Source organism: Thiobacter subterraneus (assembly GCF_055379455.1).
This window is the reverse complement of record NZ_AP042402.1, coordinates 197,108-221,971: the sequence shown is the minus strand read 5'-3', so window position 1 is coordinate 221,971 and position 24,864 is coordinate 197,108. Positions and strand designations below refer to the sequence as shown.

Below are 24,864 nucleotides of genomic sequence, written 5' to 3'. Positions count from 1 at the left end.
CCATGACCGCACCCGAGCGGCCGCAGGACCACCAGTCTGCCTACGTGCTCCACAGCCGTCCCTACCGGGAGACGAGCCTGATCGTGGAAGCCTTCGCGCGCGATGCGGGCCGCGTGGCCCTGGTGGCACGCGGGGCACGTCGGCCGCGCTCGGCGGTGCGCGGCTTGCTCATGCCCTTCCAGCCCCTCACGCTGTCCTGGTTCGGCAAGGGTGAGCTGCGCACCCTCAGGCAGGCCGAATGGCAGGGCGGACAGCTTCCCCTCACCGGCCCGGCGCTCATGTGCGGCTTCTACCTGAACGAGCTGCTGCTGCGCCTGCTGCCCCGGGACGATCCCCATCCCGCGCTGTTCGGCCACTACCAGACGGCACTCCAGGCCCTCGGGCAGCGCCAGCCCCAGGCACCGGTATTGCGCCGCTTCGAGAAGGCCCTGCTGCAGGAGCTGGGCTATGCGTTGGTGCTGGAGCACGAAGCCCACAGCGACGTGCCCATCGCGCCGGACGTCCTTTACGTCTATCAGCCGGAACATGGTCCCCTGCGGCGGGCGGCGGGGGAGGGCGGTGTACAATTGCGGGGACGCACGCTGCTGGATCTGGCCCGCGACGATTACTCCGATCCCCTCACGCTCGCCCAGGCGAAGCAGCTCATGCGCATGCTGATTGCCCACCAGCTGGGCGGCGACGCCCTGCAAACCCGCCAACTGCTCATGGACCTGCAGGAACTATGATCTACCTCGGCGTCAACATCGACCACATCGCCACTGTGCGTCAGGCGCGCGGCACCCGCTATCCCAGTCCCGTGCAGGCGGCGCTCATCGCCGAATCCGCGGGGGCCGATGCCATCACCCTGCACCTGCGCGAGGACCGGCGCCACATCCAGGATGCGGACGTGGAGATCCTGCGCCAGATCCTGCAGACCCGCATGAACCTGGAAATGGCGGTGACCGAGGAAATGCTGGCCATCGCCCAGCGGGTGCGTCCCCAGGACGCCTGCCTGGTGCCGGAACGGCGCGAGGAACTCACCACCGAGGGCGGGCTGGACGTGGTGGGCCAGTTCGACCGCGTGCGCCATGCCTGCACCGTGCTGGGGGCGGCCGGCATCCGCGTGTCCCTGTTCATCGCCCCGGACGAAGAGCAGGTGCGCGCGGCCAAGGAGGCGGGCGCGCCCGTGATCGAGATCCACACCGGCCACTACGCCAACCTGGAACCCGGCCCGGAATGCGATGGGGAATTCGAACGCATCCGCAGCGCGGCGGCGTTCGGCGCCGCCCTGGGGCTGCAGATCAACGCCGGTCACGGCCTGCACTACCACAACGTGCAGCGCATCGCAGCCATTCCGGAAATCCGCGAGCTCAACATCGGCCATGCCATCGTCGCCCAGGCCCTGTTCTCGGGCTGGGAGGCGGCGGTGCGGGAAATGAAGCGCCTGATGCTGGCGGCCCGCGGCTTGTGACAGCTCCATGGCCATCTACGGGATCGGCACCGACATCGTGGAAGTGCGGCGCATGGCGGCCATCCTGGCGCGCCACGGGACACGCTTCGCGCGCCACGTGCTGAGTCCGCGCGAACTGCCGGAATTCGCGGCCAGCGCTTTTCCGGAACGCTTTCTGGCCAAACGCTTCGCCGCCAAGGAAGCCTTCGCCAAAGCCGCCGGCACGGGACTGAGACACCCGGTGTCCCTCACCCGCCTCAGCATCACCCACGATGCCCTGGGCAAACCCGGTTTCGCCTGGGATGCGATCCTGGGCGAATGGCTGGCCGCGCGCGGCATCCTCGCCTGTCATCTGTCCGTGAGCGACGAGAAGGAGCTGGTGGCCGCCTTCGTCGTGCTGGAGCGTGCGACATGACGCCCCTCGGTCCCGTCATGCTGGACCTTTCGGGCACCGAACTCACGCCCGAGGAACGGGACCGCCTGCGCCATCCCCTGGTGGGGGGTGTCATCCTGTTCGCGCGCAACTACGCCTCGCCCGCCCAGCTGCGCGAACTGACCCGCGCCATCCACGACATGCGCCAGCCCCGTCTTCTGATCGGCGTGGATCACGAGGGCGGCCGCGTGCAACGCTTCCGCGACGGCTTCACGCGCCTGCCCGCCATGCGCCGCCTTGGGGAGATCTGGGATGCCCATCCCCAGCGCGCGCGCCGGCTGGCGCACCAGGTGGGCTACGTACTGGCCGCGGAGCTGCGGGCCTGCGGCGTGGATTTCAGCTTCACACCGGTGCTGGATCTGGACTGGGGCACCAGCGGCGTGATCGGCGACCGTGCCTTCCACCGCCATCCCCAGGCAGTGTCGGAGCTGGCCCACGCCCTCATGCTGGGCATGAAGGAAGCGGGCATGGCGGCGGTGGGCAAGCATTTCCCCGGGCATGGCCATGTGGCTGCCGATTCCCACCTGGCCGTGCCGGTGGACGAGCGGGAACGCGCCGACCTGGAGCTGGCGGACCTCGTTCCCTTCCGGCAGATGATCGACTACGGGCTGCCGGCCATCATGCCGGCCCATGTCATCTATCCCCGCGTGGATGCCCGGCCGGCGGGCTTCTCGCCCGTGTGGCTGAAACACATCCTGCGCGGCGAACTGGGCTTCGACGGCGTCATCTTCAGTGACGACCTCAGCATGGAGGGGGCCAGCGTGGCGGGCGACCTGGTGGGGCGGGCACGTGCCGCCCTCGGCGCGGGGTGCGACATGGTGCTGGTCTGCAACGATCCCCGGGGCGCCCAGGCCGTGCTCGACCGGCTCGAGTGGACCGAACCGCCGGTGAGCCTCGCGCGGCTGGCGCGCCTGCACGGCCGGCCCGGCGCCCCGGACCTCACGCGCCTGCACGAAGACGCCCGTTACGCCGCGGCGGTGCATGCCGTGGGCAGCATCGGCGGTGCAACGGCCGAATTGCCCCTGACCCCCGGAAGCGATCCCTGTGCCCAACGCTGAAGCCACCCACGACGGTCATCATCACCATCGCCCGGCAAGCGGCCGTGCCCTGGGCTGGGCCCTCATGCTCACCCTGGGTTTCGCCCTGGTGGAAGCCGCGGGGGGCTGGTGGGCCGGCTCCCTGGCCCTGCTCTCGGATGCGGGGCACATGGTCACCGATGCCTTCTCCCTCGCACTGGCGGCCCTGGCGGCCTGGATCGCCCGCCGTCCCCCCTCGGCCCGCCACAGCTACGGCCTGGCCCGGGCGGAAATCGTGGGGGGGCTGGCCAATGGGCTGCTGATGCTGGGCGTGATCCTGTTCATCGTCATCGAGGCGGTGGAGCGGCTGCGCCATCCCCAGCCGGTGGCCGGCGGCTGGGTGATGGCCATCGCCGGCATCGGCCTCGCCATCAACGCCGCCGTGGCCTGGGTGTTGAGCCGGGGTGGGGAGGGACTCAACGTGCATGCGGCGCTGCTCCACGTGCTGGGGGACCTCCTGGGTTCCCTGGCCGCCCTCACCGCCGGCGCGGTGGTCTATTTCACAGGCTGGACCCCGGCCGATCCCATTCTCTCCCTGGTGGTGGCGGGGCTGATCCTGGTGGCCACCCTGCGCCTGCTGCGGGAGGCGCTGCACGTGCTCATGGAAGGCGTGCCGGCCTCCCTGGACCTGGCGCAGGTGGGCCAGGCCCTGGCGCAGGTGCCGGGTGTCGCGTCCGTCCACGACCTGCACATCTGGACCCTGGCCAGCGGCCGCATCGCCCTTTCCGCCCACGTGGTGCTGGCAGACCTCGGCCGCTGGCCGCGCATCCTGGCCGCCATGCAGCAGCTCCTCCACGACCGCTTCGGCATCGAGCACGTCACCCTGCAGCCGGAACTGCGTCCCCCCGCCCGCGCCGTCACCCCCCTGCACAGCCTCCGGTCCGGCCCGCCCCACCCATGACCGCCTTCTCCCCGGACTGTACCGCCTGTCCCAGGCTGGCGGCGTTTCTTGCCCAGGTGCGCCGCGACCACCCGGACTACCACGCCCGTCCGGTGCCTCCCTTCGGCGACGAACGGCCGCGCCTGCTGGTGGTGGGGCTGGCGCCCGGCCTGCATGGTGCCAATCGCACCGGGCGCCCCTTCACCGGGGACCACGCCGGCATCCTGCTCTATGAAACCCTGTACCGCCACGGCTTTGCCAGCCGGCCCGTATCGGAGCACGCGGACGATGGCCTGGTGCTCCCGGGCTGCCGGATCACCAATGCGGTGAAATGCCTGCCCCCGCAGAACAAACCGATGCCGGAGGAAATCAATAAATGCAACAAGTACTTGAAGCACGAACTTGAAGTTCTTTGTGATGGTTCGGCCGTGCTCGCCCTGGGCACCATCGCCCACGAGGCGGTGCTGCGCGCCCTGCGCCTGCGGCCGCGGGAGTTTCCCTTCGCCCACGGTGCGATCCACCGCCTGCCCCGGCTGACGCTGTTCGATAGCTACCACTGCAGCCGCTACAATACCCAGACGCGGCGCCTGACCCCGGCCATGTTCGACGCCGTGTTCCAGGCCATTCGCCATCATCTGGAAAGGAGCTGACATGCCCTACGTGAACATCCGCATCGCCGGCACCCTGACCCGCGAGCAGAAACGCAGGATTGCCGAGGAAATCACCGACACCCTTGAACGCATCGCCCACAAGCCCAAGTCCTACACCTACATCGCCTTCGACGAACTGCCGGACGAGCAGTGGGCCATCGGCGGCAAGCTGCTCGACGAAGAGCCGTAAAATCCTAGACTTGTAATCTAATTTTCACGTTGATTGTCAAATGTTCGACCCCACGGAATTCCTGGCCGGGCTGCCCCATCTGCCCGGGGTCTACCGCATGCTGGGCGCCGGCGGGGAAGTGCTCTATGTGGGCAAGGCGCGCGACCTGAGGAAACGGGTCTCGTCCTATTTCCAGAAAACCCAGCTGTCGCCCCGCATCCAGCTCATGCTGGCCCAGGTGACCGACATCGAAATCACGGTCACCCGTTCCGAGGCCGAGGCGCTCCTGCTCGAGAACAACCTGATCAAGGGGCTCACGCCCCGTTACAACATCCTGTTTCGGGACGACAAGTCCTATCCCAGCATCGTCCTCACCGGCCATGCCTTCCCGCGCCTCGCGCTGCACCGCGGACCCCAGCAGAAGGGGGACCGTTACTTCGGCCCATACCCCAGCGCCCACGCGGTGCGCGAGAGCCTGCAGCTGCTGCAGAAGGTGTTCCGCCTGCGCACCTGCGAGGACGGCGTATTCAGCCATCGCTCCCGTCCCTGTCTGCTCTACCAGATCAAGCGCTGCAGCGGCCCCTGCGTGGGCGCCATTTCCGAGGCGGAGTACGCCCGCGACGTGGAACGGGCCAGCCAGTTCCTGCTGGGTCGGGAGCAACAGGTGCTGGCCGAGCTGGAACGCCTGATGCTGGCCGCGTCGGAAGCCCAAGCCTATGAGGAGGCAGCGTTCTACCGCGACCAGATCAAGGCCCTGCGCACCGTGCAGGAACGCCAGTTCGTGGAAAGCGGCCGGCGGCTGGACGCCGACGTGGTGGCCGTGGTGGCAGAGGGCGGCCTGGTCTGTGTGAACCTGACCATGATCCGGGCCGGGCGCCATCTGGGAGACAAGACACTGTTTCCCCAGAACGCGGCTGGACACACGCCAGCCCAGGTCCTGGAGGCATTTCTCGCCCACCATTATGCCGAGCAGGCGGCCCCGCCCCTGATCCTGGTCAACGAGGCCGTGGAAAGCGGCGCCCTCGCCGCGCTTCTCACCGGCCGGGCGGGTCGGCGGGTCCAGATCGTGTCCCGCGCCTCGGGTGAGCGCCGGATCTGGCTGGAAATGGCCGCTCAGAATGCCCGCATCGCCCTTCGCCAGCGCCTGTCCCAGCAGACCACGCAGCAGCTCCGGTTCGCCGCCCTGCAGGAAGCCCTCGGACTGGCGGACTCCGCCCGGCGTATCGAATGCTTCGACATCTCCCATACCCTCGGCGAAGCCACCGTAGCGGCGTGTGTGGTCTATGACGAGTTCGCCCTGCAGCCCTCGGAATACCGTCGCTTCAATATCGCGGACGTGGTGCCCGGCGACGATTACGGCGCGATGCGCGAGGCCCTCACACGCCGCTACCGCCGGCTCACGGCGGGGGAGGGCAAGCTGCCGGATCTGCTGCTCATCGACGGCGGCAGGGGACAGGTGGCCGTGGCCCGCGCAGTGCTGGCGGAACTGGGCGTGAACGACGTCGAGGTGGTGGGCGTGGCAAAGGGACCGGAACGCAAGCCTGGGCTGGAAGAACTGGTTTTTGCCGATGAGCGAAAGCCGCTACAATTGCCTGCCGACCATCCGGGCCTGCACCTCATTCAGCAGATCCGCGACGAGGCCCACCGTTTCGCCATCACGGGTCACCGGGCGCGGCGCGGCAAGGCGCGCACCCAGTCCGTCCTCGACGGGATTCCGGGCGTGGGGCCGAAACGCAGGCAGATGCTGCTCACCCGCTTCGGCGGCGTGAAGGGCGTGCGCAACGCCAGCATCGACGAGCTGACCAAGGTGGAAGGCATCAGCCGCGCCCTGGCGGAAAAGATTTACGCCCAGTTCCACTGAGCCATGCCCCTCAACCTGCCGAATCTCCTCACCTGGCTGCGCATCCTGCTCATCCCGGTGTTCGTCCTGCTGTTTTATCTGCCGGCCGGCTGGCTGGACAGCCACCTGCTCAACCTGAGCGCCGCGGTCATCTTCGCCGCCGCGGCCGTCACCGACTGGCTAGACGGCTATCTGGCGCGCGCCCTCAACCAGACGTCACCCTTCGGCGCCTTCCTGGATCCGGTGGCGGACAAGCTGATGGTGGCCGCCGCCCTGATCGTGCTGCTGGAGCTGCAGCGGGTGCAGGGCTTCATCGCCCTCATCATCATCGGCCGGGAAATCGCCATTTCCGCCCTGCGCGAATGGATGGCGGGGGCGGGGCAGGGCAAAAACGTGGCGGTGGCCCTGATCGGCAAGATCAAGACGGCGTCCCAGATGGTGGCCATCCTGCTGCTGCTCTATCACGAGCCGGTGGCGGGCCTGCCGGTGGGCGAGATCGGTACCTGGCTCATCTACCTGGCGGCGGTGCTCACCATCGCTTCCATGGTGTACTACCTCGTGCAGGCGCTGCGCCCGGCAAACGCCGGCAAATAGACGGCATTTGTTGACATCGGGACGAAGTTCAGTAAAATGGCGCCTCTCGGTTACGCGGGAATAGCTCAGTTGGTAGAGCGCAACCTTGCCAAGGTTGAGGTCGCGAGTTCGAGACTCGTTTCCCGCTCCAGATTCAGGGAAAGCGAAGGCAGACCCTTCGTTTTCCCTTTTTAGTTTCAACCGGGCGCGTGTCCTGCGCGCCTGCCTCGCGGTTCAAGCGATCACTGGGTTCGACAGGGCGGGGTGGCAGAGTGGTTATGCAGCGGCCTGCAAAGCCGTGGACGCCGGTTCGATTCCGACCCCCGCCTCCACATCCGCCCGGATGGTGGAACAGGTAGACACAAGGGACTTAAAATCCCTCGGGCCAAAAGCCCGTGCCGGTTCGACTCCGGCTCCGGGCACCATCCGGTAGACAGGCCCCATCCAGTAAACAGGCCATTGAAGAAACGCGCGCAGCGGGCGCGATGCAGGGCGCCCCGACCGCTGGGACGCAGCCATCACGGGCGCCAGGGGAGGGCGCGGGCGCCACGCCCAGCCGTGGAGCCACCCCAGCAGCTTTTAAACGGCCAATCTTTCCGAAGCCAGGCTTTCGTATTCCGCGCTGCTCAAGCACGCGGCCCGGTGTTGCTTCCGGCCTCAAGTTCCGGCATGGCGTGCCGATACAGAGCACATCACCCTGCATCGGCCAGAACCATGAGTCTTTCCGCCATTTCGGGATCCTCCGACACTGCCGCCCTGAGCGCCGAGGAACGCGCCTTCATGGCCCGGCTGCTCGCGCTCAACGCCGCCTTCGAAGGTGCGCGGGCGGGCGTCCCGGCACAGGGCCTCGCGCGCGAGGCGCAAGCCGTGGATGTCCTGCTGGAGCGTTACTTCGCCGCCCTTTTCCCGCGCAACGCCAAGGCACCCTTGGCCTGAGCCGGTCAGCCGGCCTGGCTTTCCTGCCAGGGCCGCCGGCTCCGACACCGCCTGCCGTTTTCCACGTGACACCAGGCGCAAGGGAGGGGCCCGACATGCCGTCCAGCCATAATCGTGGGGTTCAGCTACGATTTGACATAATATACATTATGCGTATCCACGGGGCCCCAGGGCGGTGGCGCGTCATGCCCCGGGCCGGTCCAGGCCGTGCCCTTTCTACCTTGCACGCGCTTCCGCGGCCGCCAGGATGTCCGCCACGTCGGTGTTGCCGTTTTCCAGCGCCAATGTCCGCGCGGTCTTGCCATCCGCGGACACCCGGCGCGGATCGGCACCCGCCGCGAGCAGCCGGCGCACGATGTCCTCGTGACCCTTCATGGCGGCCAGCATGAGCGCGGTGAGCCCGGCCTGGGTGGCGGCGTTGACGAGAGACGCGGCCTCCAGCAGCAATTTCACTGCACCATCGTGACCGGCATAGGCTGCGTACATGAGTGGCGTCCACCCCCTCGGATTGGCCGCCACCGACGCGCCCTGGTCCAGCAGCATGCGCACAATGTTGGGGTTGCCGTTCCAAGCCGCCAGGTGCAGGGCCGTGTCGCCCACGGCATTGGCCTGGTTGATGCGGGCCCCGGCAGCCAACAGAAGGCCGACGGATGCCGCGCTTTCCTCCCGCACCGCCAGCATGAGCAGCGTGTCGCCGTGCTCGTCCGCAAGGTTCACGTCCGCGCCCCGGGCCAGCTGCAACCGCACCCCGGCGGCATCATCGATCTGGATGGCCTGCCGGATATCGTCCACGATGTCGCCCGCCCAGGCGGCCCCGGCAAGGGCCCAGGCGCATAGGAATAGCGACCTAATAGCTTTATTAAACAATCGCTTGCTTGAATAACTTAAAGAAGTTTCCAGATGTGACGCGTCCCACCTCGGCCACGTCGATCGCCTTGACGCGGGCGATTTCCTCGGCCACGTGACGCACGTAGGCAGGTTCATTGGTCTTGCCCCGGAGGGGAACTGGGGCCAGATACGGGGAATCGGTCTCGATCAGCATGCGCTCCAGGGGAACGCGCCGGGCCACTTCCCTGAGCGCTTCGGCATTCTTGAAGGTCACGATGCCGGAAAAGGAAATGTAGAAGCCCAGCTCCATGGCGGCCTCCGCCACCTCCCAGCTCTCGGTGAAACAGTGCATGACGCCCCCCACCTCGTCTGCTTTCTCCTCACGCAGCAGGCGCAGGGTGTCGGCCGCTGCTTCCCGGCTGTGGATGATGAGGGGTTTGCCTGCCTCCCGCGCCGCGCGGATATGGGTGCGGAAACGCTCCCGCTGCCATTCCAGATCCCCCTTGAGGCGGAAATAATCGAGCCCCGTCTCACCGATGGCCACCACCCGCGGGTGATTGGCCAGAGCCACCAGTTCCGCCACGCTGGGTTCGGGCGTGTCCGTGTAGTCGGGGTGGACCCCCACGGAGGCAAACAGGTTTGGGTGGGTCTCGGCCAGGGTCTTCACTCGGGGAAAATCCGGCAGGTCCACCCCCACACACAGGGCGTGGGTCACCCCGTTGGCGGCCATGCGGGCCAGCACCTCTTCGGTCTGGGCCGCGAGCTCGGGAAAATCCAAATGGCAATGGGAGTCGACGAACATGGGAAGCACAAAGGGAAAACAGTGGCCGCGGGCGGGGAATCGTCCCGGCGCCCGCGTCACATGGTGTGGGTGGGCCGGCTGGACTTGAGGGAGCCGCCCAACAGCCCCTCGATCTTGTTGCGGGCGGCGGTGCCGCTTTCATTGGCCGCGAATTCCACGCCGATGCCCTGGGTCTTGCCACCCTGGGCCCCGGCGGGAGTGATCCAGACCACGCGGCCGGCCACCGGCAGTTTGTTGGGATCGTTCATGAGGGTGAGCAGCATGAACACCTCGTCCCCCAGACGGTAGGGCTTGGTGGTGGGAATGAAAATCCCGCCATGCTTGAGGAATGGCATGTAGGCCGCATAAAGCGCGGACTTTTCCTTGATGCTCAGGGACAGCACGCCGGGACGTGCCCCGCCGCCTGCCGGCTTGTTCTGGAGATCAGCCATTTTGCGTCATCACCGCCCGTTGGTATCCGGAAAAAACCCTTTCCAGCAGGAGCTGCGGGTTCAGGGGATGGTGCAGGTGGCGGCGCACCCCCTCCAGCTCCCGCGCGAAACGCAGCAAGGCGTTAACGTTAACCCCTGCCCCCAGTTCCCGCAAGCGTGGCGCGAAATCCGGGTTGTAGCGTACCCGCCCGGCCAGCCGGACCGCGAGCAGATCGTAGAGCCATTTCTGCAGCCATTCGATCTGGCTGGCGATCTGGCCGGAAGCTTCCTGGCGCGCCCCCTGCTCCGCCAGCTTGAGCCAGTCGAGCCGCACCGGTTCCGCCAGGGCCGCCAGAAACGCCCGGCGCGCCGCCAGATACTCACCGTCCGCGTAACGCAGGGCCTCCAGCGGCGCACCGCCCGCAAGGGCGAGACACAGTCCCGCATCCGTCACCCCCTGGGTCTCCAGCCAGGCGCGCGCCGTCCGCTCGTCCGGCAGCGGCAGGGCCACCGTCCGGCAGCGGCTCACCACGGTAGGGAGCAACTGCCGGGGCTGGTGGCTCACCAGCAGGAATACCGTATTGTCGGCCGGTTCCTCCAAAGTCTTGAGGAGGGCGTTGGCCGCCGCCGGATTCATGGCCTCCGCGGGATGTATCACGATCACCCGGCGCCCCTGCTGGTGGCTGGTGAGTCCCACGAAATCCGCCAGCTCCCGTACCTGGGCGATGGCGATCTGGCGCATCGCCCGCCCCTCCTCCTCCCCTTCCAGCGGCTCGATCAGGCGCAGGTCGGGGTGGTTGCCCACCGCGACCAGGTGACAGGCCCGGCAGCGACCGCAGGGCTGGTCGCCGACCGGCGCCTCGCACAACAGCCAGTGCGCCAGGGCCAGGGCGAAATCGCGCTTGCCGGTGCCCCGCCGGCCTTGCAGCAGCAGGGCATGGGGCAACCGCTCCCGCGTCCGGGTCAGTTGCAGCCAGAGCGCCTTCTGCCAGGGATGAAGGGGCATCAGGCCAATCCCTGCAGGATGGTCTCCAGTTCCGCCCGGATGGCCGCCACGGAACGGCCGCCGTCCACCACGCGCATGCGCCCGGGACAGGCGCGCGCCCGCGCCAGGTAGGCTTCCCGCACCCTTGCAAAGAAATCCCGCTTCTCATGTTCGAAGCGGTCGCGGGTGGCGTTGAGCGCCAGTCGGGCCTCGCTCACTTCCGGGGGCACGTCGAAGAGGAGCGTGAGATCGGGCTCGAGTCCCTCCTGCACCCACTGCTCCAGAACTTCCAGTTTGGCCAGGGGAATGCCGCGCCCGCCGCCCTGGTAGGCGAAGGTGGCATCGGTGAAACGGTCGGAAATCACCCAGTGGCCCTTCTCCATGGCCGGCCGGATCACCTTGTCGATGTGTTCCCGGCGCGCCGCGAACATGAGCAGGGTCTCCGTCTCCCGGTGCATGGACTGGGAAAGGAGCAGATCGCGCAGCATTTCCCCCAGGGGCGTGCCGCCGGGCTCCCGGGTGACCACCACCTGATGGCCACGGGCCCGCAGCCAGTCGGCGATCCAGGGCAGGTGGGTGCTCTTGCCCGCCCCGTCTATGCCCTCGAGCGTGATGAATTTTCCCCTCATCCTCACCTCAGCTGATAGCGGGCCACGGCCCGGTTGTGCGCCTCCAGGGTGTCGGAAAAGACATGGCTCCCGTCCCCCCGGCTGACGAAATAAAGGGCGCGCGTTCGCGCCGGATGCAGGGCGGCCTGAATGGCCCCAAGCCCCGGCAGACAGATGGGCGTGGGCGGCAGCCCCGCACGCGTGTAGGTATTGTAGGGGCCGTCCTCCTGCAGGTGGCTGCGCCGAAGGTTGCCGTCGAACGCCTCGCCCAGGCCGTAGATCACGGTGGGGTCGGTCTGCAGACGCATGCCCAGACGCAGGCGGTTCACGAACACGCCGGCGATGAGGGGACGCTCGGCCGCGACACCGGTCTCCTTTTCCACGATGGAGGCCATGATCAGGGCCTCGTAGGGCGTCCGATAGGGCAGCCCGGGATCCCGTGTCTGCCACGCCCGGTCCAGATGCTCCGCCAGCAGCGCATGCGCCCTGCGCAGGATGGACAGATCGCTCACGCCGGCGCCGAAATAATAGGTATCCGGGAAAAACAGTCCTTCGGCGTGGGGCGCCTCGATCCCCAGCCGGCGCAGAATTTCTGCGTCGGTCAGGCCGGCGGTCTCATGGCGCAGGGCGGGATGGGCGTCCAAGGCCTCACGCAGCTGGCGGAAGGTCCAGCCTTCGATGAAACGGATCTCACTGGGGCGCACTTCGCCGCGGGTGAGCATCCGGTAGAGCTCCAGCCCGGTGGGCGGTTGTTCGAGGAGATAGTTGCCCGCCTTCACCGCCCCTGCCTTGCCCGTGAGCCGCACCAGCGCCACCAGGCTCCAGGGCTCGCGCAACAGGCCTGCGGCGCTCAACTGGCGCGCCACGCTCCTGACGCTGCTGCCGGGCTGGACCTCGAAGGCGAACGGCGTCTGGGGCAGGGACAGCCTGCCCAAGGCGAACCAGGCCAGCCAGCCCGCCAACACCAGCCCTGCCCCCAGGGCCACCAGCAGCAGTCGCCTAAGCATCGAGCGCCTCCACGATAGGGGAGAGATCCGCCACCAGGCTGCCGGGGCGCCAGCTGTGCTCCCCCAGGGCCCGCACCGGCCACAGGCCGATGACGCTGTTGCACACCAACACCTCCTCCGCCGCCAACAGCTCGCTCAACCCGAAGCGGCGCACCTCACAGGTGAGCCCCAGACGCGGCGCAGCCTCCAGGATGCATTCCCGCTGCACGCCCGCCACGCCACAGCGATCCAGCTCCGGTGTGACCAGCCGCGAGCCCGTGCGCATGAAGACATTGCTCATGGTGCCTTCGATCACGTGGTCCTCGGCATCCAGCAGCAGGCCTTCCGGCACGTCCGGATCCGACCATTCCGCGCGGGCCAGCACGTTTTCCAGGCGGTTGAGGTGCTTGACGCCCGCGAGCCGCGGCTGGTGCGCCAGGCGCAGCCGGCACAGATGCAGGCGCACGCCCGCCTCACGGTAGTGGGCTGGGTAAGCCGGGGGCGGGGTGCGCAGCAGGATGCGGGTGGGGTGCGCTTCCCGGGGCGGCGCATAGCCCCGGCTGCCCTCGCCCCGGGTCACCACGATCTTCACCACGCACTCCGGCACGCCGCGCGTGAGCCGGACCAGCTCCTCTTCCAGCAGGGCCCGGGGAGGCGGCGCGATGGCCAACCGTTCGCAGTCGGCCGCAAGGCGTCGGTAATGGCGCGCCCAGTGTCGCAGTTGGCCCCCTGCCACCCGCAGCGTGCGGAACACGCCGTCACCATACATGAGGCCGCGGTCCAGGACGGCCACCTGGCTCGCCGGCACGCCGTTGACCAGCACTTCCGGCAGGGCAGCCGTCATGACGCCAGCCTGCCCAGGGCCCGCAGCAGGCCGCGGACCTTGGCGCGGGTTTCCGAAAGCTCCCGCTCGGGGCGGGAGTCGGCGACGATGCCGGCGCCGGCCCAGAATTCCACCTGGTGGCCCCGGACCATGAAACTGCGGATGAGAATGTTGAGGTCCATGCTGCCGTCCCGGTTCAGATATCCCATGCTCCCCGTGTAGGCCTGGCGGGGGGCAGCCTCCAGTTCGCGGATGATCTGCATGCAGCGCACCTTGGGACAGCCGGTGATGGTACCGCCGGGAAACAGGGCGCGCACCACCGCCGCCGGCTCCACGTCGGGACGCAGGCGTCCCCGCACCGTGGACTCCAGATGGTGCACGTGGGCATAGCTCGCCAGCTCCAGCAACGCCGGCACTTCCACGCTGCCCGGCATACACACCCGCCCGAGATCGTTGCGTTCCAGATCCACGAGCATGATGTGCTCCGCCCGTTCCTTGGCGGTGGCCAGCAGTTCGCGCCGCAGGGCGGAATCCGCCGCCGGATCGGCGGCGCGGGGCCGCGTGCCGGCAATGGGGCGGGTTTCGATCAGACCGTCCCGCACCCTGACCAGCCGTTCCGGCGAGGAACTGACGATGGCTGCCGTGCCGAACACCGCGCTGCCGGCAAACGGGGCTGGATTGTGCCGGTCCAGGGCCGCCAACACATCCGCCGGTCCCGCCCCCGCCGCCAGCGTAGCCCGCCAGCGCCTTGCCAGGTTCACCTGGAACACATCCCCCTCGCGAATGTAGTGGAGGATGCGCTCCACGCCCCGCAGAAAGGTTTCCGGCGCATCTTCCTCGACGCTTTCCGCCGCCACCGGCGTGGGGTGCCAGGCCGTGGGCGCAGCCAGGTCGGCTTCGATGGCCTCGCGGCAGGCCTGGTCCTCCGCCACGAGCCATGCCTGCCCCTGGGCCTGGTCCACCAGGAGGGCGGCGGGTACCCGGCTCAACACGGCTTTGGGCAAAGTCCAGGAACCGGGCCGGGGTACAACGCGGGGCTCGATCTCGTGCAGGACCTCATAGCCCAGGTAGAGGAACCAGCCCCCGGTGAAAGGCAGGCCAACGGGCGCGGGCGCCGCCCCGCCCTCCCCGCGCCAGGCGGCGTGCAGGGCATCGAGCACACCGCTTTCGTCGGCGGCAAAGAGACGGACGGTGCGGGGACAGGCGAACAGGATGTCCCACCCGGCCGCTCCGCCCCCCGTGTGCAACAAATAGGGATAGCGCCCCGGCCGGGTGGCGTGCAGGGCCAGCAGGTCCGGCACGGCCGGCAGCGGGACTGCGATCACGAACAACCCCGCGCGCCGGATGCTGCAGGGGGCCCGGGCGGCTCAGACCCGGCGGAACACCAGGGTGCCGTTGGTGCCGCCAAAACCGAAGGAATTCGACAGGGCCACATCGATCTTCATCTTGCGCGCGGCATTGGGCGCGTAGTCGAGATCGCATTCCGGGTCCTGCTCGAACAGGTTGATGGTGGGCGGAGCCACCTGGTCGCGCACGGCCAGGGCGGTGAAGACCGCTTCCACCCCGCCCGCGGCCCCCAGCAGGTGGCCGGTCATGGACTTGGTGGAGCTGATCACCACGCGCTTGGCATGGTCGCCCAGGGCCACCTTCACGCCCAGGGTCTCGGCCTTGTCACCCAGCGGGGTGGAGGTGCCATGGGCGTTGATGTAGTCCACCTCTTCCGGGGCGATGCCCGCATCCCGCAGGGCGTTGCGCATGCAGCGGGCGGCACCGGCACCGTCCTCGCAGGGCGCGGTCATGTGGTAGGCATCGGCCCCCATGCCAAAGCCGGCGATCTCGCAGTAGATGCGGGCGCCGCGCGCCAGCGCGCGTTCGTACTCCTCCAGGACCAGCACACCGGCGCCCTCCCCCAGCACGAAGCCATCGCGGCCCACGTCCCAGGGCCGGCTGGCGGTGGCCGGGTCATCGTTGCGGGTGGACAGGGCCTTGGCCGCGGAGAAGCCGCCGATGGCCAGGGGGCTCACGGTGGCCTCCGCCCCGCCCGCCACCATCACGTCCGCATCGCCGTAGCGGATGAGACGCGCGGCCTCGCCGATGCAGTGGGTGGCGGTGGTACAGGCCGTGACGATGGCCAGGTTGGGCCCCTGGAAGCCATACATGATGGACAGGTTGCCCGAGATCATGTTGATGATGGTGGCCGGGATGAAAAACGGCGAAATGCGCCGCGGCCCGTTGGCCAGATATTCGCTGTGGGTGGCCTCGATCATGGGCAGGCCGCCGATGCCGGAGCCGACGATGATGCCGTAACGCTCCGGGTCCGCCGGCCTGGGGTCGATGCCCGCATCACGCAGGGCCTGGATCCCCGCCGCCATCCCGTAATGGATGAACGTATCCATGCGCCGGGCTTCCTTGGCGGACAGGTACTGGGTGACGTCGAAGCCCTTCACCTCCCCCGCGATCTGGGAGGCAAAGGGCGAGGCGTCGAACTTGGTGATGCGGGTGATGCCGGATTTGCCGGCCAGGATGTTGGCCCAGGCTTCGTCCACGGTGTTGCCCACCGGGCTGACGATGCCCAGGCCGGTCACGACTACTCTGCGTCTGGACAAAATGACTCCGGATGCGAGGGGAAAACCAGAAAGCTTACTTCTTGACGTGGGCGTTGATGTAGTCGATGGCCTGCTGCACGGTGGTGATCTTTTCCGCCTCCTCGTCCGGGATTTCGCAATCGAACTCCTCCTCCAGGGCCATCACCAGTTCCACGGTATCCAGGGAATCCGCGCCCAGATCGTCCACGAAGGAGGACTCGTTCTTCACCTCCGCCTCGTTCACACCGAGCTGCTCGGCGACGATCTTCTTGACGCGTTGTTCGATGTTTTCCATCTGGGGCTCCTTACCTTTCTGTGGGTGAGATCGCAAAAAACCTGCGCATTGTATCAGAATCCCCTGCCCCGACCAAACCCGGGGTGGGCCCGATTTCATGAATCAAATCATGTACATGCCGCCGTTGACATGGAGTGTGACGCCGGTGATGTACGCCGCCTTGGGCGAGGCCAGAAAGGCCACGGCGCCGGCCACGTCCTCGGGCATCCCCAGCCGACCCAGGGGAATGTGGGCCAGCAGCGCCGCCCGCTGGGCTTCGGGCAGGGCGCGCGTCATGTCGGTGTCGATGAAGCCGGGGGCGACGCAGTTGACGGTGATGTTGCGGGAACCCACTTCCCGCGCCAGGGACTTGGTAAAGCCCATGATGCCTGCCTTGGCCGCCGCATAATTGGTCTGACCCGCATTGCCCATGGCGCCCACCACGGAGGCGATGCTGATGATGCGGCCGTAACGGGCCTTGGTCATGGGACGCAGCACCGCCTGGGACAAGCGAAACACCGACTTGAGATTGGTATCCATGATCTCGTCCCACTCCTCTTCCTTCATGCGCAGGAGCAGGTTGTCCCGGGTGATGCCGGCATTGTTGACCAGGATGCTCACCTCGCCGAATTCCGACCGGATGGCAGCCAGCATCCCTTCGATGGCTGCCCCATCCCGGACGTCGAGGACATAGCCCCGGCCTTTCAGCCCGGCCTCCGCGAGGTAACGGCCGATGGCCTCGGCCCCGGATTCGGTGGTGGCAGTTCCGATCACGGTGGCCCCCATGCGCCCCAGCTCCAGGGCACAGGCCTGGCCGATGCCACGGCTGGCACCCGTGACCAGGGCGATTTGTCCGTCCAGCATGCTCGCTCCTTGTCCTGACAATCTAAATGAAGTTTTCTATGTAACCTACTGTTTAAGCTTGTCAAGTGCGCCGGAAAGCGCCGCCGAGTCGGTCACCGCGAGGCATTTCATCTCGGGCACGATGCGCTTGTTCAACCCCGCCAGCACCTTGCCGGGCCCGCACTCCAGCGCGGCGGCCACGCCCTGCGCCGCCATGTGGCGAATGGTTTCCACCCAACGCACCGGGCTGTAGAGCTGGCGCACCAGGGCGGCCTTGATGGCCGCCGGATCGGCGAAGGCCGTCACGTCCGCGTTCTGGACCACGGGCAGGCGCGGCGCGTGCACGGTCACCTGCTCCAGGTGGCGGGCCAGCACCTCCGCCGCCGGTCGCATCAGGGCACAATGGGAGGGCACGGACACCGGCAGGGGAACGGCACGCTTGGCACCCCGGGCCTTGGCCAATTCCACCCCCCGCTCCACTGCAGCCCGGTGACCGGCGATCACCACCTGCCCCGGAGAGTTGAAATTGACGGCTTCCAGCACCTGCCCCTGGGCCGCTTCCCGGCAGACCGCCCGCACCACGTCGTCCTCCAGCCCCAGGATGGCGGCCATCGCCCCCTCGCCTTCCGCCACGGCCTCCTGCATGGCCTGCGCCCGCAGCCGCACCAGCGGCAGGGCATCGGCGAAGGCCAGGGCGCCGGCGGCGGTGAGCGCGGTGTATTCGCCCAGACTGTGACCGGCCATCAGCGCCGGCTCGGGCCCGCCGGCTTCACGCCAGGCGCGGTACACCGCGATGCCGGCGGCCAGCATGGCCGGCTGGGTGTTCACCGTCTGGTTCAGGGTCTCGGCGGGTCCATCGCTCACCAGGGCCCACAGGTCCTGGCCGAGGATGTCGGAGGCCTCGACGAAAGTCTCCCGGACGACGGGCCGGTCGGAGAACCCGGCCATCATGCCCACCGACTGGGAGCCCTGGCCGGGAAAGAGAAAGGCGAATTTCATGTCGTGTGCGTCCTGCGGATGGTTCGGATGGGAAGGATGGGACGGCTGGCTCGCGGGGGCATCAGTAACGCACCAGGGCCGACCCCCAGGTAAAGCCGCCGCCGAAGGCCTCCATGAGCAGCGTCTCGCCGCGCTTGATGCGGCCATCGCGCACGGCGGTGTCCAGCGCGAGGGGGATCGAGGCGGCGGAAGTGTTGCCATGCCTGTCCACGGTCAGCACCACGTTGTCCATGCTCATGCCCAGTTTCTTGGCGGTGGCCTGGATGATGCGGATGTTGGCCTGATGGGGCACCAGCCAGTGGATATCGCTCTTGAGCAGGCCGTTGGCGGCCAGCGTTTCGTCCACGATGGCATCGAGCGTGTTCACCGCCATCTTGAACACGGCATTGCCCTGCATGCGCATGTGCGGGCCCGCGCCGGTGCAGTTGCCCATGGAGGGTCCGCCATCCACGTAGAGCAGATCCTGATGCCGGCCATCGGCGTGGAGATGGGTGGAAATGATGCCCGGCGCCTCCGCTGCCGCCAGCACCACCGCCCCGGCGCCGTCGCCCCACAGGATGCAATTGGTCCGGTCCGTGTAATCGGTGATGCGGGACAGGGTCTCGGCACCGATCACCAGGGCGGTGCGCGCCTGACCGGCCCGGATGAAATTGTTGGCGGTGGCCAGGGCGTAAATAAAGCCGCTGCACACCGCCTGGACGTCGAAGGCGGGCGAGGCGTTGGCAATGCCCAGCTTGGACTGGACGATGCAGGCGGTGCTGGGGAATACCCGGTCCGGCGTGGTGGTGGCGACGATCAGGAGATCCACGCTGGCAGGCGGCACTTCGGCCATTTCCAGGGCGCGGCGGGCGGCCGCCACCGCCAGGTCGCTGGTGTATTCGCCCTCGGCGGCGATGTGCCGCTCGCGGATGCCGGTGCGCTCCACGATCCACTGGTCGGACGTGTCCACCAGCCGTTCCAGATCGGCATTGGTCAGGATTTTTTCCGGCAGGTAGCCGCCGGTGCCGACGATGCGGGCGTGGATCATTGCACCACCGCAGGTTGTTCCGGGGATTCGGGATGGATGAGCGCCATCTGGTCGCTGATGCGGCGCAGCACGCCGTGGCGCGCCTCGGACACGGCCCGCTCGATGGCGAAGCGAAAAGCGAAGCTGTCGGCCCCGCCGTGACTCTTGACGACGATGCCGCGCAAGCCCACCAGGGTCGCGCCATTGTAGCGGCGCGGATCCACCCGTTTCTTGAAACGCTGGATCACCGGCCAGGCGGCCAGCGCCATCAGGCGCGTGATCAGGCTGCGCTTGAATTCCTCGCGCAGGAAGGCGCCCAGCATGCGGGCCAGGCCCTCGGTGGTCTTCAAGGCCACGTTGCCCACGAAGCCATCGCACACCACCACGTCGGTGGTGCCCTTGTAGATGTCGTCGCCTTCCACGTAGCCGTGGAAATTGAGGTGACTGTGGCGCAAAAGCTCGGCCGCTTCCTTCACCACGTCATTGCCCTTGATCACCTCGGTGCCGATATTGAGCAGTCCCACGCTGGGATTGGGCTTCTCCTCGACGGCGGAGGCGAGCATGGCGCCCATCACGGCGAACTGACGCAGATTTTCCGGGGTGCAGTCCACGTTGGCGCCCAGATCCAGCATGTACACCGGGCCGCGCAGGGAAGGCAGGACGGTGCAGATGGCCGGGCGCTCGATGCCCGGCAGCATCTTGAGCACGAAGCGGGAAATGGCCATCAGCGCCCCGGTGTTGCCGGCGCTGACGGCGGCGTGGGCCTCCCCGGTCTTCACCAGCTCCACCGCCACGCGCATGGAAGAATCCTTCTTGTTGCGCATGGCCTGGGCCGGCGGCTCGTCCATGGCCACCACCTCCGATGCGTGGTGAATGCGCAGGCGGCTGTCCGTGTGGCGCCGGCGTTGACGCAGCTCGGCCTCGAGCACGTCACGCACGCCGACCAGAACGATGTTGACCTGGGGATCGCGGTCGAGGACCGCAAGCGCCGCGGGGACCGTGACATGGGGGCCGTGATCGCCGCCCATGGCATCGATTGCGACCGTGATGTCCATTGCCGGGAAAAAACATCGGGCGCCGTGCGCGCCCGGTGTCTCACTCGCCCTTGCTACGCAGGACCTTCTTGCCGCGATAGTAGCCGCTGGGGCTGATGTGGTGACGCAGATGCACCTCGCCGGTGGCCGGCTCCACCGCGAGCGGCGGATTGGTCAGAAAGTCGTGGGAGCGATGCATGCCACGCTTCGACGGCGACTTCTTGTTCTGCTGAACGGCCATGTTGATGACTCCTTTACTCTCGATCTCGTTTGTCGGTATCCGGGCGCCTGAGCTGCGCCAGGACGGCGAAGGGATGGCTGTCCGCCCCCGCCCGGGTCAGCGCCATGCGGCACTGCCCTTCCGCGTGCCTGGGCGCCAACGGCAGGCCCAGCAGCACTTCGTCTTCCACCAGGGCGCGCACGTCCATCTCCTTCTGTGCCAGCAGCCGGTCCGGTGCGTCGGGCTCGTCCTCGGCCAGCTCCGCCTCGCTGGTGACCAGGAGCAGATGGGAATCCAGCACCACCTCCCAGTCCATGGGCTCCAGACAGCGCTGACAGGTCAGCTTGAGCGTGCCGCGCACCCGGCACTGCAGACCGGGTTTGCCCTTCTCGTCCACCTGCCCGACCAGTTCATAGGCCAGGGCAGCATCCAGCGAGGCAAGCTGGTCGTGCAGACGTTCCAGGGTGGCCACCTGGAAGCTGCCGGACAGGGTTTTCCCGCTGCGTGCAAATTCCAGGCTATCGACCGTAACCTGTTCAGACATAAGGGGCACATGATACAATCGCGGGCTTTGGCTGTCAAAGCGGATTCACGCGTGTGATCAGGAAAATACTCGTTGCCAACCGGGGCGAGATCGCCGTGCGCATCGTGCGCGCCTGCTCCGAAATGGGTATCAAGTCGGTCGCCATCTACAGCGATGCCGACCGCCACGCGCTTCACGTGAAAAAGGCGGACGAGGCCTACAACATCGGCTCCGATCCGGTCCTGGGTTATCTCAACGCCCACAACATCGTCAACCTGGCCGTGGCCTCCGGCTGCGACGCGCTGCATCCGGGCTATGGCTTCCTCTCGGAAAATCCCCAGCTCGCCGAGATCTGTGCCCGGCGCGGCATCAAATTCATTGGCCCCTCGGCCCAGGTGATCCGCCAGATGGGCGACAAGATCGCCGCCCGACAGGCCATGATCAAGGCCGGCATCCCCGTCGTCCCAGGCTCCGACCACAACCTGGAGTCGGTCGAGGAAGCCGTGGCCCTGGCCAGGAAGATCGGTTATCCGGTCATGCTCAAGGCCACCAACGGCGGCGGCGGCCGGGGCATCCGGCGCTGCAACAGCGAAGAGGAGCTGCGCAAGAACTACGACCGGGTTGTCTCCGAGGCGACCAAGGCCTTCGGCAAGCCGGAGGTGTTCCTGGAAAAGGCGGTGATCAACCCGCGTCACATCGAGGTACAGGTGCTGGGGGACAACTTCGGCAATGTCATCCACCTGTTCGAGCGCGACTGTTCCATCCAGCGCCGCAACCAGAAGCTGATCGAGATCGCCCCCTCCCCCCAGCTCACCGAACTGCAGCGCAACTACATCGGCAAGCTGGCGGTTCAGGCGGCGCGCGCGGTGGGCTATGTCAATGCCGGCACCATCGAGTTCCTGCTGGATGCCGACAACCAGTTCTACTTCATGGAAATGAACACCCGGCTGCAGGTGGAACACACGGTGACGGAAAGCATCACCGGGGTGGACATCGTCCAGGAACAGATCCGCATCGCCAGCGGGCTGCCGCTGCAATACAAGCAGTCGGACGTGACATACCGCGGTTATGCCATGGAATTCCGCATCAACGCCGAGGACCCCAAGAACGATTTCCTGCCCAGCTACGGACGGGTGACCCGCTACTATGCCCCGGGCGGACCCGGGGTGCGCACCGATGCGGCCATCTACACCGGCTATGTCATCCCGCCCTATTACGATTCCATGTGTGCCAAACTCACGGTGTGGAATCTCACCTGGCCCGGGGTGATCGAACGGGGCCGGCGCGCCCTGAACGACATGGTGGTCTATGGTGTGAAGACCACCATTCCCTATTACCAGCAAATCCTGCAGAACCCGGACTTTCGCAGCGGCCGCTTCGACACCAGCTTCGTGGAAAAGCATCCCGAGCTGGTCGATTATCAGGTGCCGCGGCCCAAGGAACTGCTGGCCGCCGCCATCGGCGCCGCGATTGCCGCCCACGAAGGGCTGTAACAGTCTCGAACAGGTAAAAGCATGGCGAAAATCCAGATCACCGAACTCGTCCTGCGCGACGGCCACCAGTCCCTGATCGCCACCCGCATGCGCACCGAGGACATGCTGCCCATCTGCGGCAAGCTGGACAGTGTCGGGTTCTGGTCGCTGGAAGCCTGGGGCGGCGCCACCTTCGACGCCTGCGTGCGTTTCCTCCGGGAAGATCCCTGGGAGCGCTTAAAGGCCCTGCGCCGCGCCCTGCCCAACACCCGCATCCAGATGCTGCTGCGCGGCCAGAACCTGCTGGGCTACCGCCACTATTCCGATGACGTGGTGCGCGCCTTCGTCAAACGTGCCGCCAACGATGGCGTGGACGTGTTCCGCATCTTCGATGCCATGAACGACCTGCGCAATCTGCGGGTGTCCATCGAGGCGGTGAAGGAGGCCGGCAAGCATGCCGAAGGCACCATCTGCTATACCACCAGTCCCGTGCACGACATCGCCCACTTCGTGGCCCTGGGGCGCGAACTGGAAGCAATGGGCTGCGACACCATCGCCATCAAGGACATGGCCGGGCTGCTCACGCCCTACGCCACCGCCGAGCTGGTGCGCGAGCTCACCGCGGCCGTGCGGGTGCCCATCCACCTGCACAGCCATGCCACCTCGGGGCTTTCCAGCATGTGCCATCTGAAGGCCGTGGAGAACGGCGCCCTGATGCTGGATACCTGCCTGTCCGCCTTTTCAGAGGGGGCGAGCCATTCCACCACGGAAAGTATCGTCGCGGCCCTGGCCGGCACCGAATACGACACCGGCCTCGACCTGCCCCTGCTGCAGGAAATCGCCGCCTATTTCCGCGAAGTGCGCAAGAAATACTGGCAGTTCGAGAGCGAATTCACGGGTGTGGACACGCGCGTGCTGGTCAATCAGGTACCGGGCGGAATGATCTCCAACCTGGCCAACCAGCTCAAGGAACAGGGCGCCCTCGACCGCATGGACGAGGTGCTGGCGGAGATTCCCCGCGTGCGCGAGGATCTGGGCTTCCCGCCGCTGGTCACGCCCACCTCACAGATCGTCGGCACCCAGGCGGTACTCAACGTGCTCACGGGTGAACGCTACAAGAGCGTCACCACCGAGGTGAAGCACTACCTGCAAGGCCTGTACGGCAAGGCGCCGGGGCCGGTGAACGAACAGGTCAGAAGCCTCGCCATCGGCAATGCCGAGGTGATCACCTGCCGGCCCGCGGACCTGTTGCCGGACGAGCTGGACAAGCTGCGCAGCGAGGTGGAAGGGCTCGCCCGCAGTGAGGAAGACGTGCTCACCTATGCCATGTTCCCGGAACTGGCGCGCACCTTCTTCCAGGAACGCGCTGCCGGCACCCTCAAGCCCGAGCCCCTGCTGCCGCGCGAGGCGGCCCAGCCCGGCGCCAAACGCTTCGCCCCCACCGAGTTCAACATCACCCTGCACGGCGAGACCTATCACATCAAGCTCACGGGCAGTGGCGCGCCCGGCGTCGAACCGCGCCCCTACTACGTGCTGGTGGATGGCGTGAGCGAGGAAGTGGTCATCGAAACGCTGGCCGAGGTGGAAGTGAGCGGCAGCGGGGCGGGCGCCGGGCAGGCCCGGCCCAAGGTCAAGGCGGTGGCGGAGGCGGGCCGGCCGGCGGCCACCCACAAGGGCCACGTCACCACTGCCATGCCGGGCACCATCGTGGACGTGCTGGTGGATACCGGGAAAAAGGTCAAGGCCGGCGATCCGGTGCTGGTGATCGAGGCGATGAAGATGGAAAACGAAATCCAGGCGCCGGTGTCCGGTACCGTGACCAACATCTTCGTGTCCAAGGGCGATGCGGTGAAACCCCGGGAGGCCCTGATCGAAATCCAGCCGGAATGAACGCCGCCGTGCAGCTGGTGCTCGCCTCCTCCTCCCCCTACCGGCGCCAGCTCCTGGCACGCCTCATGCTGCCCTTCGAGGTGATGTCCCCCGACGTGGACGAAACGCCCCTGCCCGGCGAAAAGCCCTGGGACACGGCGCTGCGCCTGGCGCAACTCAAGGCCCGGGCGGTGGCGCGGCAGTATCCCCAGGCGCTCATCATCGGTTCCGACCAGGTGGCGGTGCTGGACGGCCGGCCCCTGGGCAAACCCGGCAATTTCGAAAACGCAAAGCAACAGCTGCTTGCCGCGAGCGGGCGCGAGGTGGTGTTCCACACGGCGCTCGCCCTGCTCAATGCCGCCACCGGCCGGATGCAGGCGCGGGTGGTGCCTTTCGGCGTCAAATTCCGTCCCCTCGGCGCGGAGCAGATCGAGCGTTATCTTAAGCGGGAACAACCCTACGACTGCGCCGGCAGTGCCAAGTCGGAAGGACTCGGCATCGTCCTCATCGAGCGCTTTGAGGGGGAGGATCCCAATGCCCTGGTGGGGCTGCCCCTGATCGCACTGGTGGACATGCTGCGCGAGGAAGGCGTCAGCCTGCCATAAACCGCA

29 protein-coding genes and 3 tRNA genes are annotated in these 24,864 nt (G+C 67.3%); 16 read left to right on the top strand and 16 right to left on the bottom strand.

Going from position 1 to position 24,864, the window contains the following annotated elements; all coding sequences use genetic code 11:
* Nucleotides 1–2: 2 nt before the first annotated feature.
* The 13 genes from recO (at nucleotide 3) to ACZ42P_RS01200 (ending at nucleotide 7,986) form a co-directional block, all read left to right on the top strand.
* A complete protein-coding gene (recO, locus tag ACZ42P_RS01260; RefSeq protein WP_464898296.1) occupies nucleotides 3–725 on the top strand; it encodes a DNA repair protein RecO in 723 nt (240 codons plus the stop codon).
* Nucleotides 722–1,450: a pyridoxine 5'-phosphate synthase gene (gene pdxJ, locus ACZ42P_RS01255; RefSeq protein WP_464898295.1), complete on the top strand. Its 729-nt coding sequence runs from the start codon at nucleotides 722–724 to the stop codon at nucleotides 1,448–1,450. The genes recO and pdxJ overlap by 4 nt, the downstream gene beginning before the upstream one ends.
* A gap of 7 nt (nucleotides 1,451–1,457) precedes the next feature.
* Nucleotides 1,458–1,844 (top strand): holo-ACP synthase, encoded by a 387-nt coding sequence (gene acpS / locus ACZ42P_RS01250; protein ID WP_464898294.1) that lies wholly within the window; start codon nucleotides 1,458–1,460, stop codon nucleotides 1,842–1,844.
* Entirely contained in the window at nucleotides 1,841–2,920 is a 1,080-nt protein-coding gene (gene nagZ / locus ACZ42P_RS01245; protein ID WP_464898293.1) for a beta-N-acetylhexosaminidase, read from the top strand. Before acpS ends, nagZ begins: the two co-directional genes overlap by 4 nt.
* Nucleotides 2,907–3,839: a cation diffusion facilitator family transporter gene (locus ACZ42P_RS01240; protein WP_464898292.1), complete on the top strand. Its 933-nt coding sequence runs from the start codon at nucleotides 2,907–2,909 to the stop codon at nucleotides 3,837–3,839. The genes nagZ and ACZ42P_RS01240 overlap by 14 nt, the downstream gene beginning before the upstream one ends.
* Nucleotides 3,836–4,468 carry a uracil-DNA glycosylase gene (locus ACZ42P_RS01235; protein WP_464898291.1) on the top strand — a complete coding sequence of 211 codons (633 nt, stop codon included), beginning with the start codon at nucleotides 3,836–3,838 and terminating at the stop codon, nucleotides 4,466–4,468. Before ACZ42P_RS01240 ends, ACZ42P_RS01235 begins: the two co-directional genes overlap by 4 nt.
* 1 nt (nucleotide 4,469) lies before the next feature.
* Nucleotides 4,470–4,658, top strand: coding sequence for a tautomerase family protein (locus tag ACZ42P_RS01230; RefSeq protein ID WP_464898290.1), 189 nt, complete (start codon nucleotides 4,470–4,472; stop codon nucleotides 4,656–4,658).
* Between the two features lie 40 nt (nucleotides 4,659–4,698).
* Entirely contained in the window at nucleotides 4,699–6,498 is a 1,800-nt protein-coding gene (gene uvrC / locus ACZ42P_RS01225; RefSeq protein ID WP_464898289.1) for an excinuclease ABC subunit UvrC, read from the top strand.
* Between the two features lie 3 nt (nucleotides 6,499–6,501).
* Nucleotides 6,502–7,071: a CDP-diacylglycerol--glycerol-3-phosphate 3-phosphatidyltransferase gene (gene pgsA, locus ACZ42P_RS01220; protein WP_464898288.1), complete on the top strand. Its 570-nt coding sequence runs from the start codon at nucleotides 6,502–6,504 to the stop codon at nucleotides 7,069–7,071.
* Between the two features lie 54 nt (nucleotides 7,072–7,125).
* Nucleotides 7,126–7,201: transfer RNA gene (locus ACZ42P_RS01215), tRNA-Gly, on the top strand.
* Between the two features lie 107 nt (nucleotides 7,202–7,308).
* A tRNA-Cys gene (locus ACZ42P_RS01210) sits at nucleotides 7,309–7,382 on the top strand.
* A 5-nt stretch (nucleotides 7,383–7,387) separates the two neighbouring features.
* Nucleotides 7,388–7,475 (top strand) — tRNA-Leu (locus ACZ42P_RS01205).
* A 289-nt stretch (nucleotides 7,476–7,764) separates the two neighbouring features.
* Nucleotides 7,765–7,986 carry a hypothetical protein gene (locus tag ACZ42P_RS01200; RefSeq protein ID WP_464898287.1) on the top strand — a complete coding sequence of 74 codons (222 nt, stop codon included), beginning with the start codon at nucleotides 7,765–7,767 and terminating at the stop codon, nucleotides 7,984–7,986.
* Nucleotides 7,987–8,202: 216 nt separating this feature from the next.
* Here the strand turns inward: ACZ42P_RS01200 and ACZ42P_RS01195 are convergent, their stop codons facing one another.
* From ACZ42P_RS01195 to ACZ42P_RS01120, 16 genes are all read right to left on the bottom strand, one after another.
* Nucleotides 8,203–8,778, bottom strand: coding sequence for an ankyrin repeat domain-containing protein (locus ACZ42P_RS01195; RefSeq protein WP_464898286.1), 576 nt, complete (start codon nucleotides 8,776–8,778; stop codon nucleotides 8,203–8,205).
* A 67-nt stretch (nucleotides 8,779–8,845) separates the two neighbouring features.
* Entirely contained in the window at nucleotides 8,846–9,616 is a 771-nt protein-coding gene (locus ACZ42P_RS01190; RefSeq protein ID WP_464898285.1) for a TatD family hydrolase, read from the bottom strand.
* Nucleotides 9,617–9,672: 56 nt separating this feature from the next.
* Entirely contained in the window at nucleotides 9,673–10,047 is a 375-nt protein-coding gene (locus ACZ42P_RS01185; protein WP_464898284.1) for a PilZ domain-containing protein, read from the bottom strand.
* A complete protein-coding gene (gene holB, locus ACZ42P_RS01180; protein WP_464898283.1) occupies nucleotides 10,040–11,032 on the bottom strand; it encodes a DNA polymerase III subunit delta' in 993 nt (330 codons plus the stop codon). The genes ACZ42P_RS01185 and holB overlap by 8 nt, the downstream gene beginning before the upstream one ends.
* Nucleotides 11,032–11,640, bottom strand: coding sequence for a dTMP kinase (gene tmk / locus ACZ42P_RS01175; RefSeq protein WP_464898282.1), 609 nt, complete (start codon nucleotides 11,638–11,640; stop codon nucleotides 11,032–11,034). Before tmk ends, holB begins: the two co-directional genes overlap by 1 nt.
* A 2-nt stretch (nucleotides 11,641–11,642) precedes the next feature.
* A complete protein-coding gene (gene mltG, locus ACZ42P_RS01170) occupies nucleotides 11,643–12,626 on the bottom strand; it encodes an endolytic transglycosylase MltG (RefSeq protein WP_464898281.1) in 984 nt (327 codons plus the stop codon).
* A complete protein-coding gene (gene pabC, locus ACZ42P_RS01165) occupies nucleotides 12,619–13,449 on the bottom strand; it encodes an aminodeoxychorismate lyase (RefSeq protein WP_464898280.1) in 831 nt (276 codons plus the stop codon). Before pabC ends, mltG begins: the two co-directional genes overlap by 8 nt.
* Nucleotides 13,446–14,753 (bottom strand): aminodeoxychorismate synthase component I, encoded by a 1,308-nt coding sequence (locus ACZ42P_RS01160; RefSeq protein ID WP_464898279.1) that lies wholly within the window; start codon nucleotides 14,751–14,753, stop codon nucleotides 13,446–13,448. Before ACZ42P_RS01160 ends, pabC begins: the two co-directional genes overlap by 4 nt.
* 42 nt (nucleotides 14,754–14,795) lie before the next feature.
* Nucleotides 14,796–16,034 (bottom strand): beta-ketoacyl-ACP synthase II, encoded by a 1,239-nt coding sequence (gene fabF / locus ACZ42P_RS01155; protein ID WP_464898278.1) that lies wholly within the window; start codon nucleotides 16,032–16,034, stop codon nucleotides 14,796–14,798.
* A 34-nt stretch (nucleotides 16,035–16,068) separates the two neighbouring features.
* Complete coding sequence (gene acpP / locus ACZ42P_RS01150; protein WP_464898277.1) at nucleotides 16,069–16,308, bottom strand: acyl carrier protein; 240 nt, start codon at nucleotides 16,306–16,308, stop codon at nucleotides 16,069–16,071.
* Between the two features lie 102 nt (nucleotides 16,309–16,410).
* A complete protein-coding gene (gene fabG / locus ACZ42P_RS01145) occupies nucleotides 16,411–17,151 on the bottom strand; it encodes a 3-oxoacyl-ACP reductase FabG (protein ID WP_464898276.1) in 741 nt (246 codons plus the stop codon).
* A gap of 45 nt (nucleotides 17,152–17,196) precedes the next feature.
* The gene (fabD, locus tag ACZ42P_RS01140) at nucleotides 17,197–18,129 is read right to left on the bottom strand and encodes an ACP S-malonyltransferase (RefSeq protein ID WP_464898275.1); all 933 of its coding nucleotides are present in this window, start codon (nucleotides 18,127–18,129) and stop codon (nucleotides 17,197–17,199) included.
* A gap of 61 nt (nucleotides 18,130–18,190) precedes the next feature.
* Complete coding sequence (locus tag ACZ42P_RS01135; RefSeq protein ID WP_464898274.1) at nucleotides 18,191–19,156, bottom strand: beta-ketoacyl-ACP synthase III; 966 nt, start codon at nucleotides 19,154–19,156, stop codon at nucleotides 18,191–18,193.
* Nucleotides 19,153–20,190: a phosphate acyltransferase PlsX gene (plsX, locus tag ACZ42P_RS01130; protein WP_464898273.1), complete on the bottom strand. Its 1,038-nt coding sequence runs from the start codon at nucleotides 20,188–20,190 to the stop codon at nucleotides 19,153–19,155. The genes ACZ42P_RS01135 and plsX overlap by 4 nt, the downstream gene beginning before the upstream one ends.
* Nucleotides 20,191–20,230: 40 nt before the next feature.
* The gene (gene rpmF / locus ACZ42P_RS01125; protein ID WP_464898272.1) at nucleotides 20,231–20,410 is read right to left on the bottom strand and encodes a 50S ribosomal protein L32; all 180 of its coding nucleotides are present in this window, start codon (nucleotides 20,408–20,410) and stop codon (nucleotides 20,231–20,233) included.
* A 13-nt stretch (nucleotides 20,411–20,423) separates the two neighbouring features.
* On the bottom strand, nucleotides 20,424–20,933 hold the full coding sequence (locus tag ACZ42P_RS01120; protein ID WP_464898271.1) for a YceD family protein: 510 nt from the start codon (nucleotides 20,931–20,933) through the stop codon (nucleotides 20,424–20,426).
* Nucleotides 20,934–20,986: 53 nt separating this feature from the next.
* Between ACZ42P_RS01120 and ACZ42P_RS01115 the strand changes: the two genes are divergently transcribed.
* The 3 genes from ACZ42P_RS01115 to ACZ42P_RS01105 are packed head-to-tail and all read left to right on the top strand — an operon-like array spanning nucleotide 20,987 to nucleotide 24,858.
* Nucleotides 20,987–22,405 (top strand): acetyl-CoA carboxylase biotin carboxylase subunit, encoded by a 1,419-nt coding sequence (locus ACZ42P_RS01115; RefSeq protein WP_464898270.1) that lies wholly within the window; start codon nucleotides 20,987–20,989, stop codon nucleotides 22,403–22,405.
* A 21-nt stretch (nucleotides 22,406–22,426) separates the two neighbouring features.
* Nucleotides 22,427–24,274, top strand: a complete 1,848-nt coding sequence (oadA, locus tag ACZ42P_RS01110) for a sodium-extruding oxaloacetate decarboxylase subunit alpha (RefSeq protein WP_464898269.1) — start codon at nucleotides 22,427–22,429, stop codon at nucleotides 24,272–24,274.
* The gene (locus tag ACZ42P_RS01105; protein ID WP_464898268.1) at nucleotides 24,271–24,858 is read left to right on the top strand and encodes a Maf family protein; all 588 of its coding nucleotides are present in this window, start codon (nucleotides 24,271–24,273) and stop codon (nucleotides 24,856–24,858) included. The genes oadA and ACZ42P_RS01105 overlap by 4 nt, the downstream gene beginning before the upstream one ends.
* Nucleotides 24,859–24,864: the final 6 nt, after the last annotated feature.

Excerpts from the sequence above, each read along its gene's own strand:
- acpS (WP_464898294.1), top strand. The coding sequence starts at position 1,458 with ATGGCCATCTACGGGATCGGCACCGACATCGTGGAAGTGCGGCGCATG.
- acpP (WP_464898277.1), bottom strand. The coding sequence starts at position 16,308 with ATGGAAAACATCGAACAACGCGTCAAGAAGATCGTCGCCGAGCAGCTC.
- recO (WP_464898296.1), top strand. The coding sequence starts at position 3 with ATGACCGCACCCGAGCGGCCGCAGGACCACCAGTCTGCCTACGTGCTC.
- rpmF (WP_464898272.1), bottom strand. The coding sequence starts at position 20,410 with ATGGCCGTTCAGCAGAACAAGAAGTCGCCGTCGAAGCGTGGCATGCAT.
- pabC (WP_464898280.1), bottom strand. The coding sequence starts at position 13,449 with ATGACGGCTGCCCTGCCGGAAGTGCTGGTCAACGGCGTGCCGGCGAGC.
- pgsA (WP_464898288.1), top strand. The coding sequence starts at position 6,502 with ATGCCCCTCAACCTGCCGAATCTCCTCACCTGGCTGCGCATCCTGCTC.
- ACZ42P_RS01235 (WP_464898291.1), top strand. The coding sequence starts at position 3,836 with ATGACCGCCTTCTCCCCGGACTGTACCGCCTGTCCCAGGCTGGCGGCG.
- pdxJ (WP_464898295.1), top strand. The coding sequence starts at position 722 with ATGATCTACCTCGGCGTCAACATCGACCACATCGCCACTGTGCGTCAG.
- ACZ42P_RS01230 (WP_464898290.1), top strand. The coding sequence starts at position 4,470 with ATGCCCTACGTGAACATCCGCATCGCCGGCACCCTGACCCGCGAGCAG.
- holB (WP_464898283.1), bottom strand. The coding sequence starts at position 11,032 with ATGCCCCTTCATCCCTGGCAGAAGGCGCTCTGGCTGCAACTGACCCGG.
- ACZ42P_RS01190 (WP_464898285.1), bottom strand. The coding sequence starts at position 9,616 with ATGTTCGTCGACTCCCATTGCCATTTGGATTTTCCCGAGCTCGCGGCC.
- fabD (WP_464898275.1), bottom strand. The coding sequence starts at position 18,129 with ATGAAATTCGCCTTTCTCTTTCCCGGCCAGGGCTCCCAGTCGGTGGGC.
- oadA (WP_464898269.1), top strand. The coding sequence starts at position 22,427 with ATGGCGAAAATCCAGATCACCGAACTCGTCCTGCGCGACGGCCACCAG.
- plsX (WP_464898273.1), bottom strand. The coding sequence starts at position 20,190 with ATGGACATCACGGTCGCAATCGATGCCATGGGCGGCGATCACGGCCCC.
- tmk (WP_464898282.1), bottom strand. The coding sequence starts at position 11,640 with ATGAGGGGAAAATTCATCACGCTCGAGGGCATAGACGGGGCGGGCAAG.
- mltG (WP_464898281.1), bottom strand. The coding sequence starts at position 12,626 with ATGCTTAGGCGACTGCTGCTGGTGGCCCTGGGGGCAGGGCTGGTGTTG.
- nagZ (WP_464898293.1), top strand. The coding sequence starts at position 1,841 with ATGACGCCCCTCGGTCCCGTCATGCTGGACCTTTCGGGCACCGAACTC.
- ACZ42P_RS01105 (WP_464898268.1), top strand. The coding sequence starts at position 24,271 with ATGAACGCCGCCGTGCAGCTGGTGCTCGCCTCCTCCTCCCCCTACCGG.
- fabG (WP_464898276.1), bottom strand. The coding sequence starts at position 17,151 with ATGCTGGACGGACAAATCGCCCTGGTCACGGGTGCCAGCCGTGGCATC.
- uvrC (WP_464898289.1), top strand. The coding sequence starts at position 4,699 with ATGTTCGACCCCACGGAATTCCTGGCCGGGCTGCCCCATCTGCCCGGG.
- ACZ42P_RS01200 (WP_464898287.1), top strand. The coding sequence starts at position 7,765 with ATGAGTCTTTCCGCCATTTCGGGATCCTCCGACACTGCCGCCCTGAGC.
- ACZ42P_RS01120 (WP_464898271.1), bottom strand. The coding sequence starts at position 20,933 with ATGTCTGAACAGGTTACGGTCGATAGCCTGGAATTTGCACGCAGCGGG.
- ACZ42P_RS01185 (WP_464898284.1), bottom strand. The coding sequence starts at position 10,047 with ATGGCTGATCTCCAGAACAAGCCGGCAGGCGGCGGGGCACGTCCCGGC.
- ACZ42P_RS01135 (WP_464898274.1), bottom strand. The coding sequence starts at position 19,156 with ATGATCCACGCCCGCATCGTCGGCACCGGCGGCTACCTGCCGGAAAAA.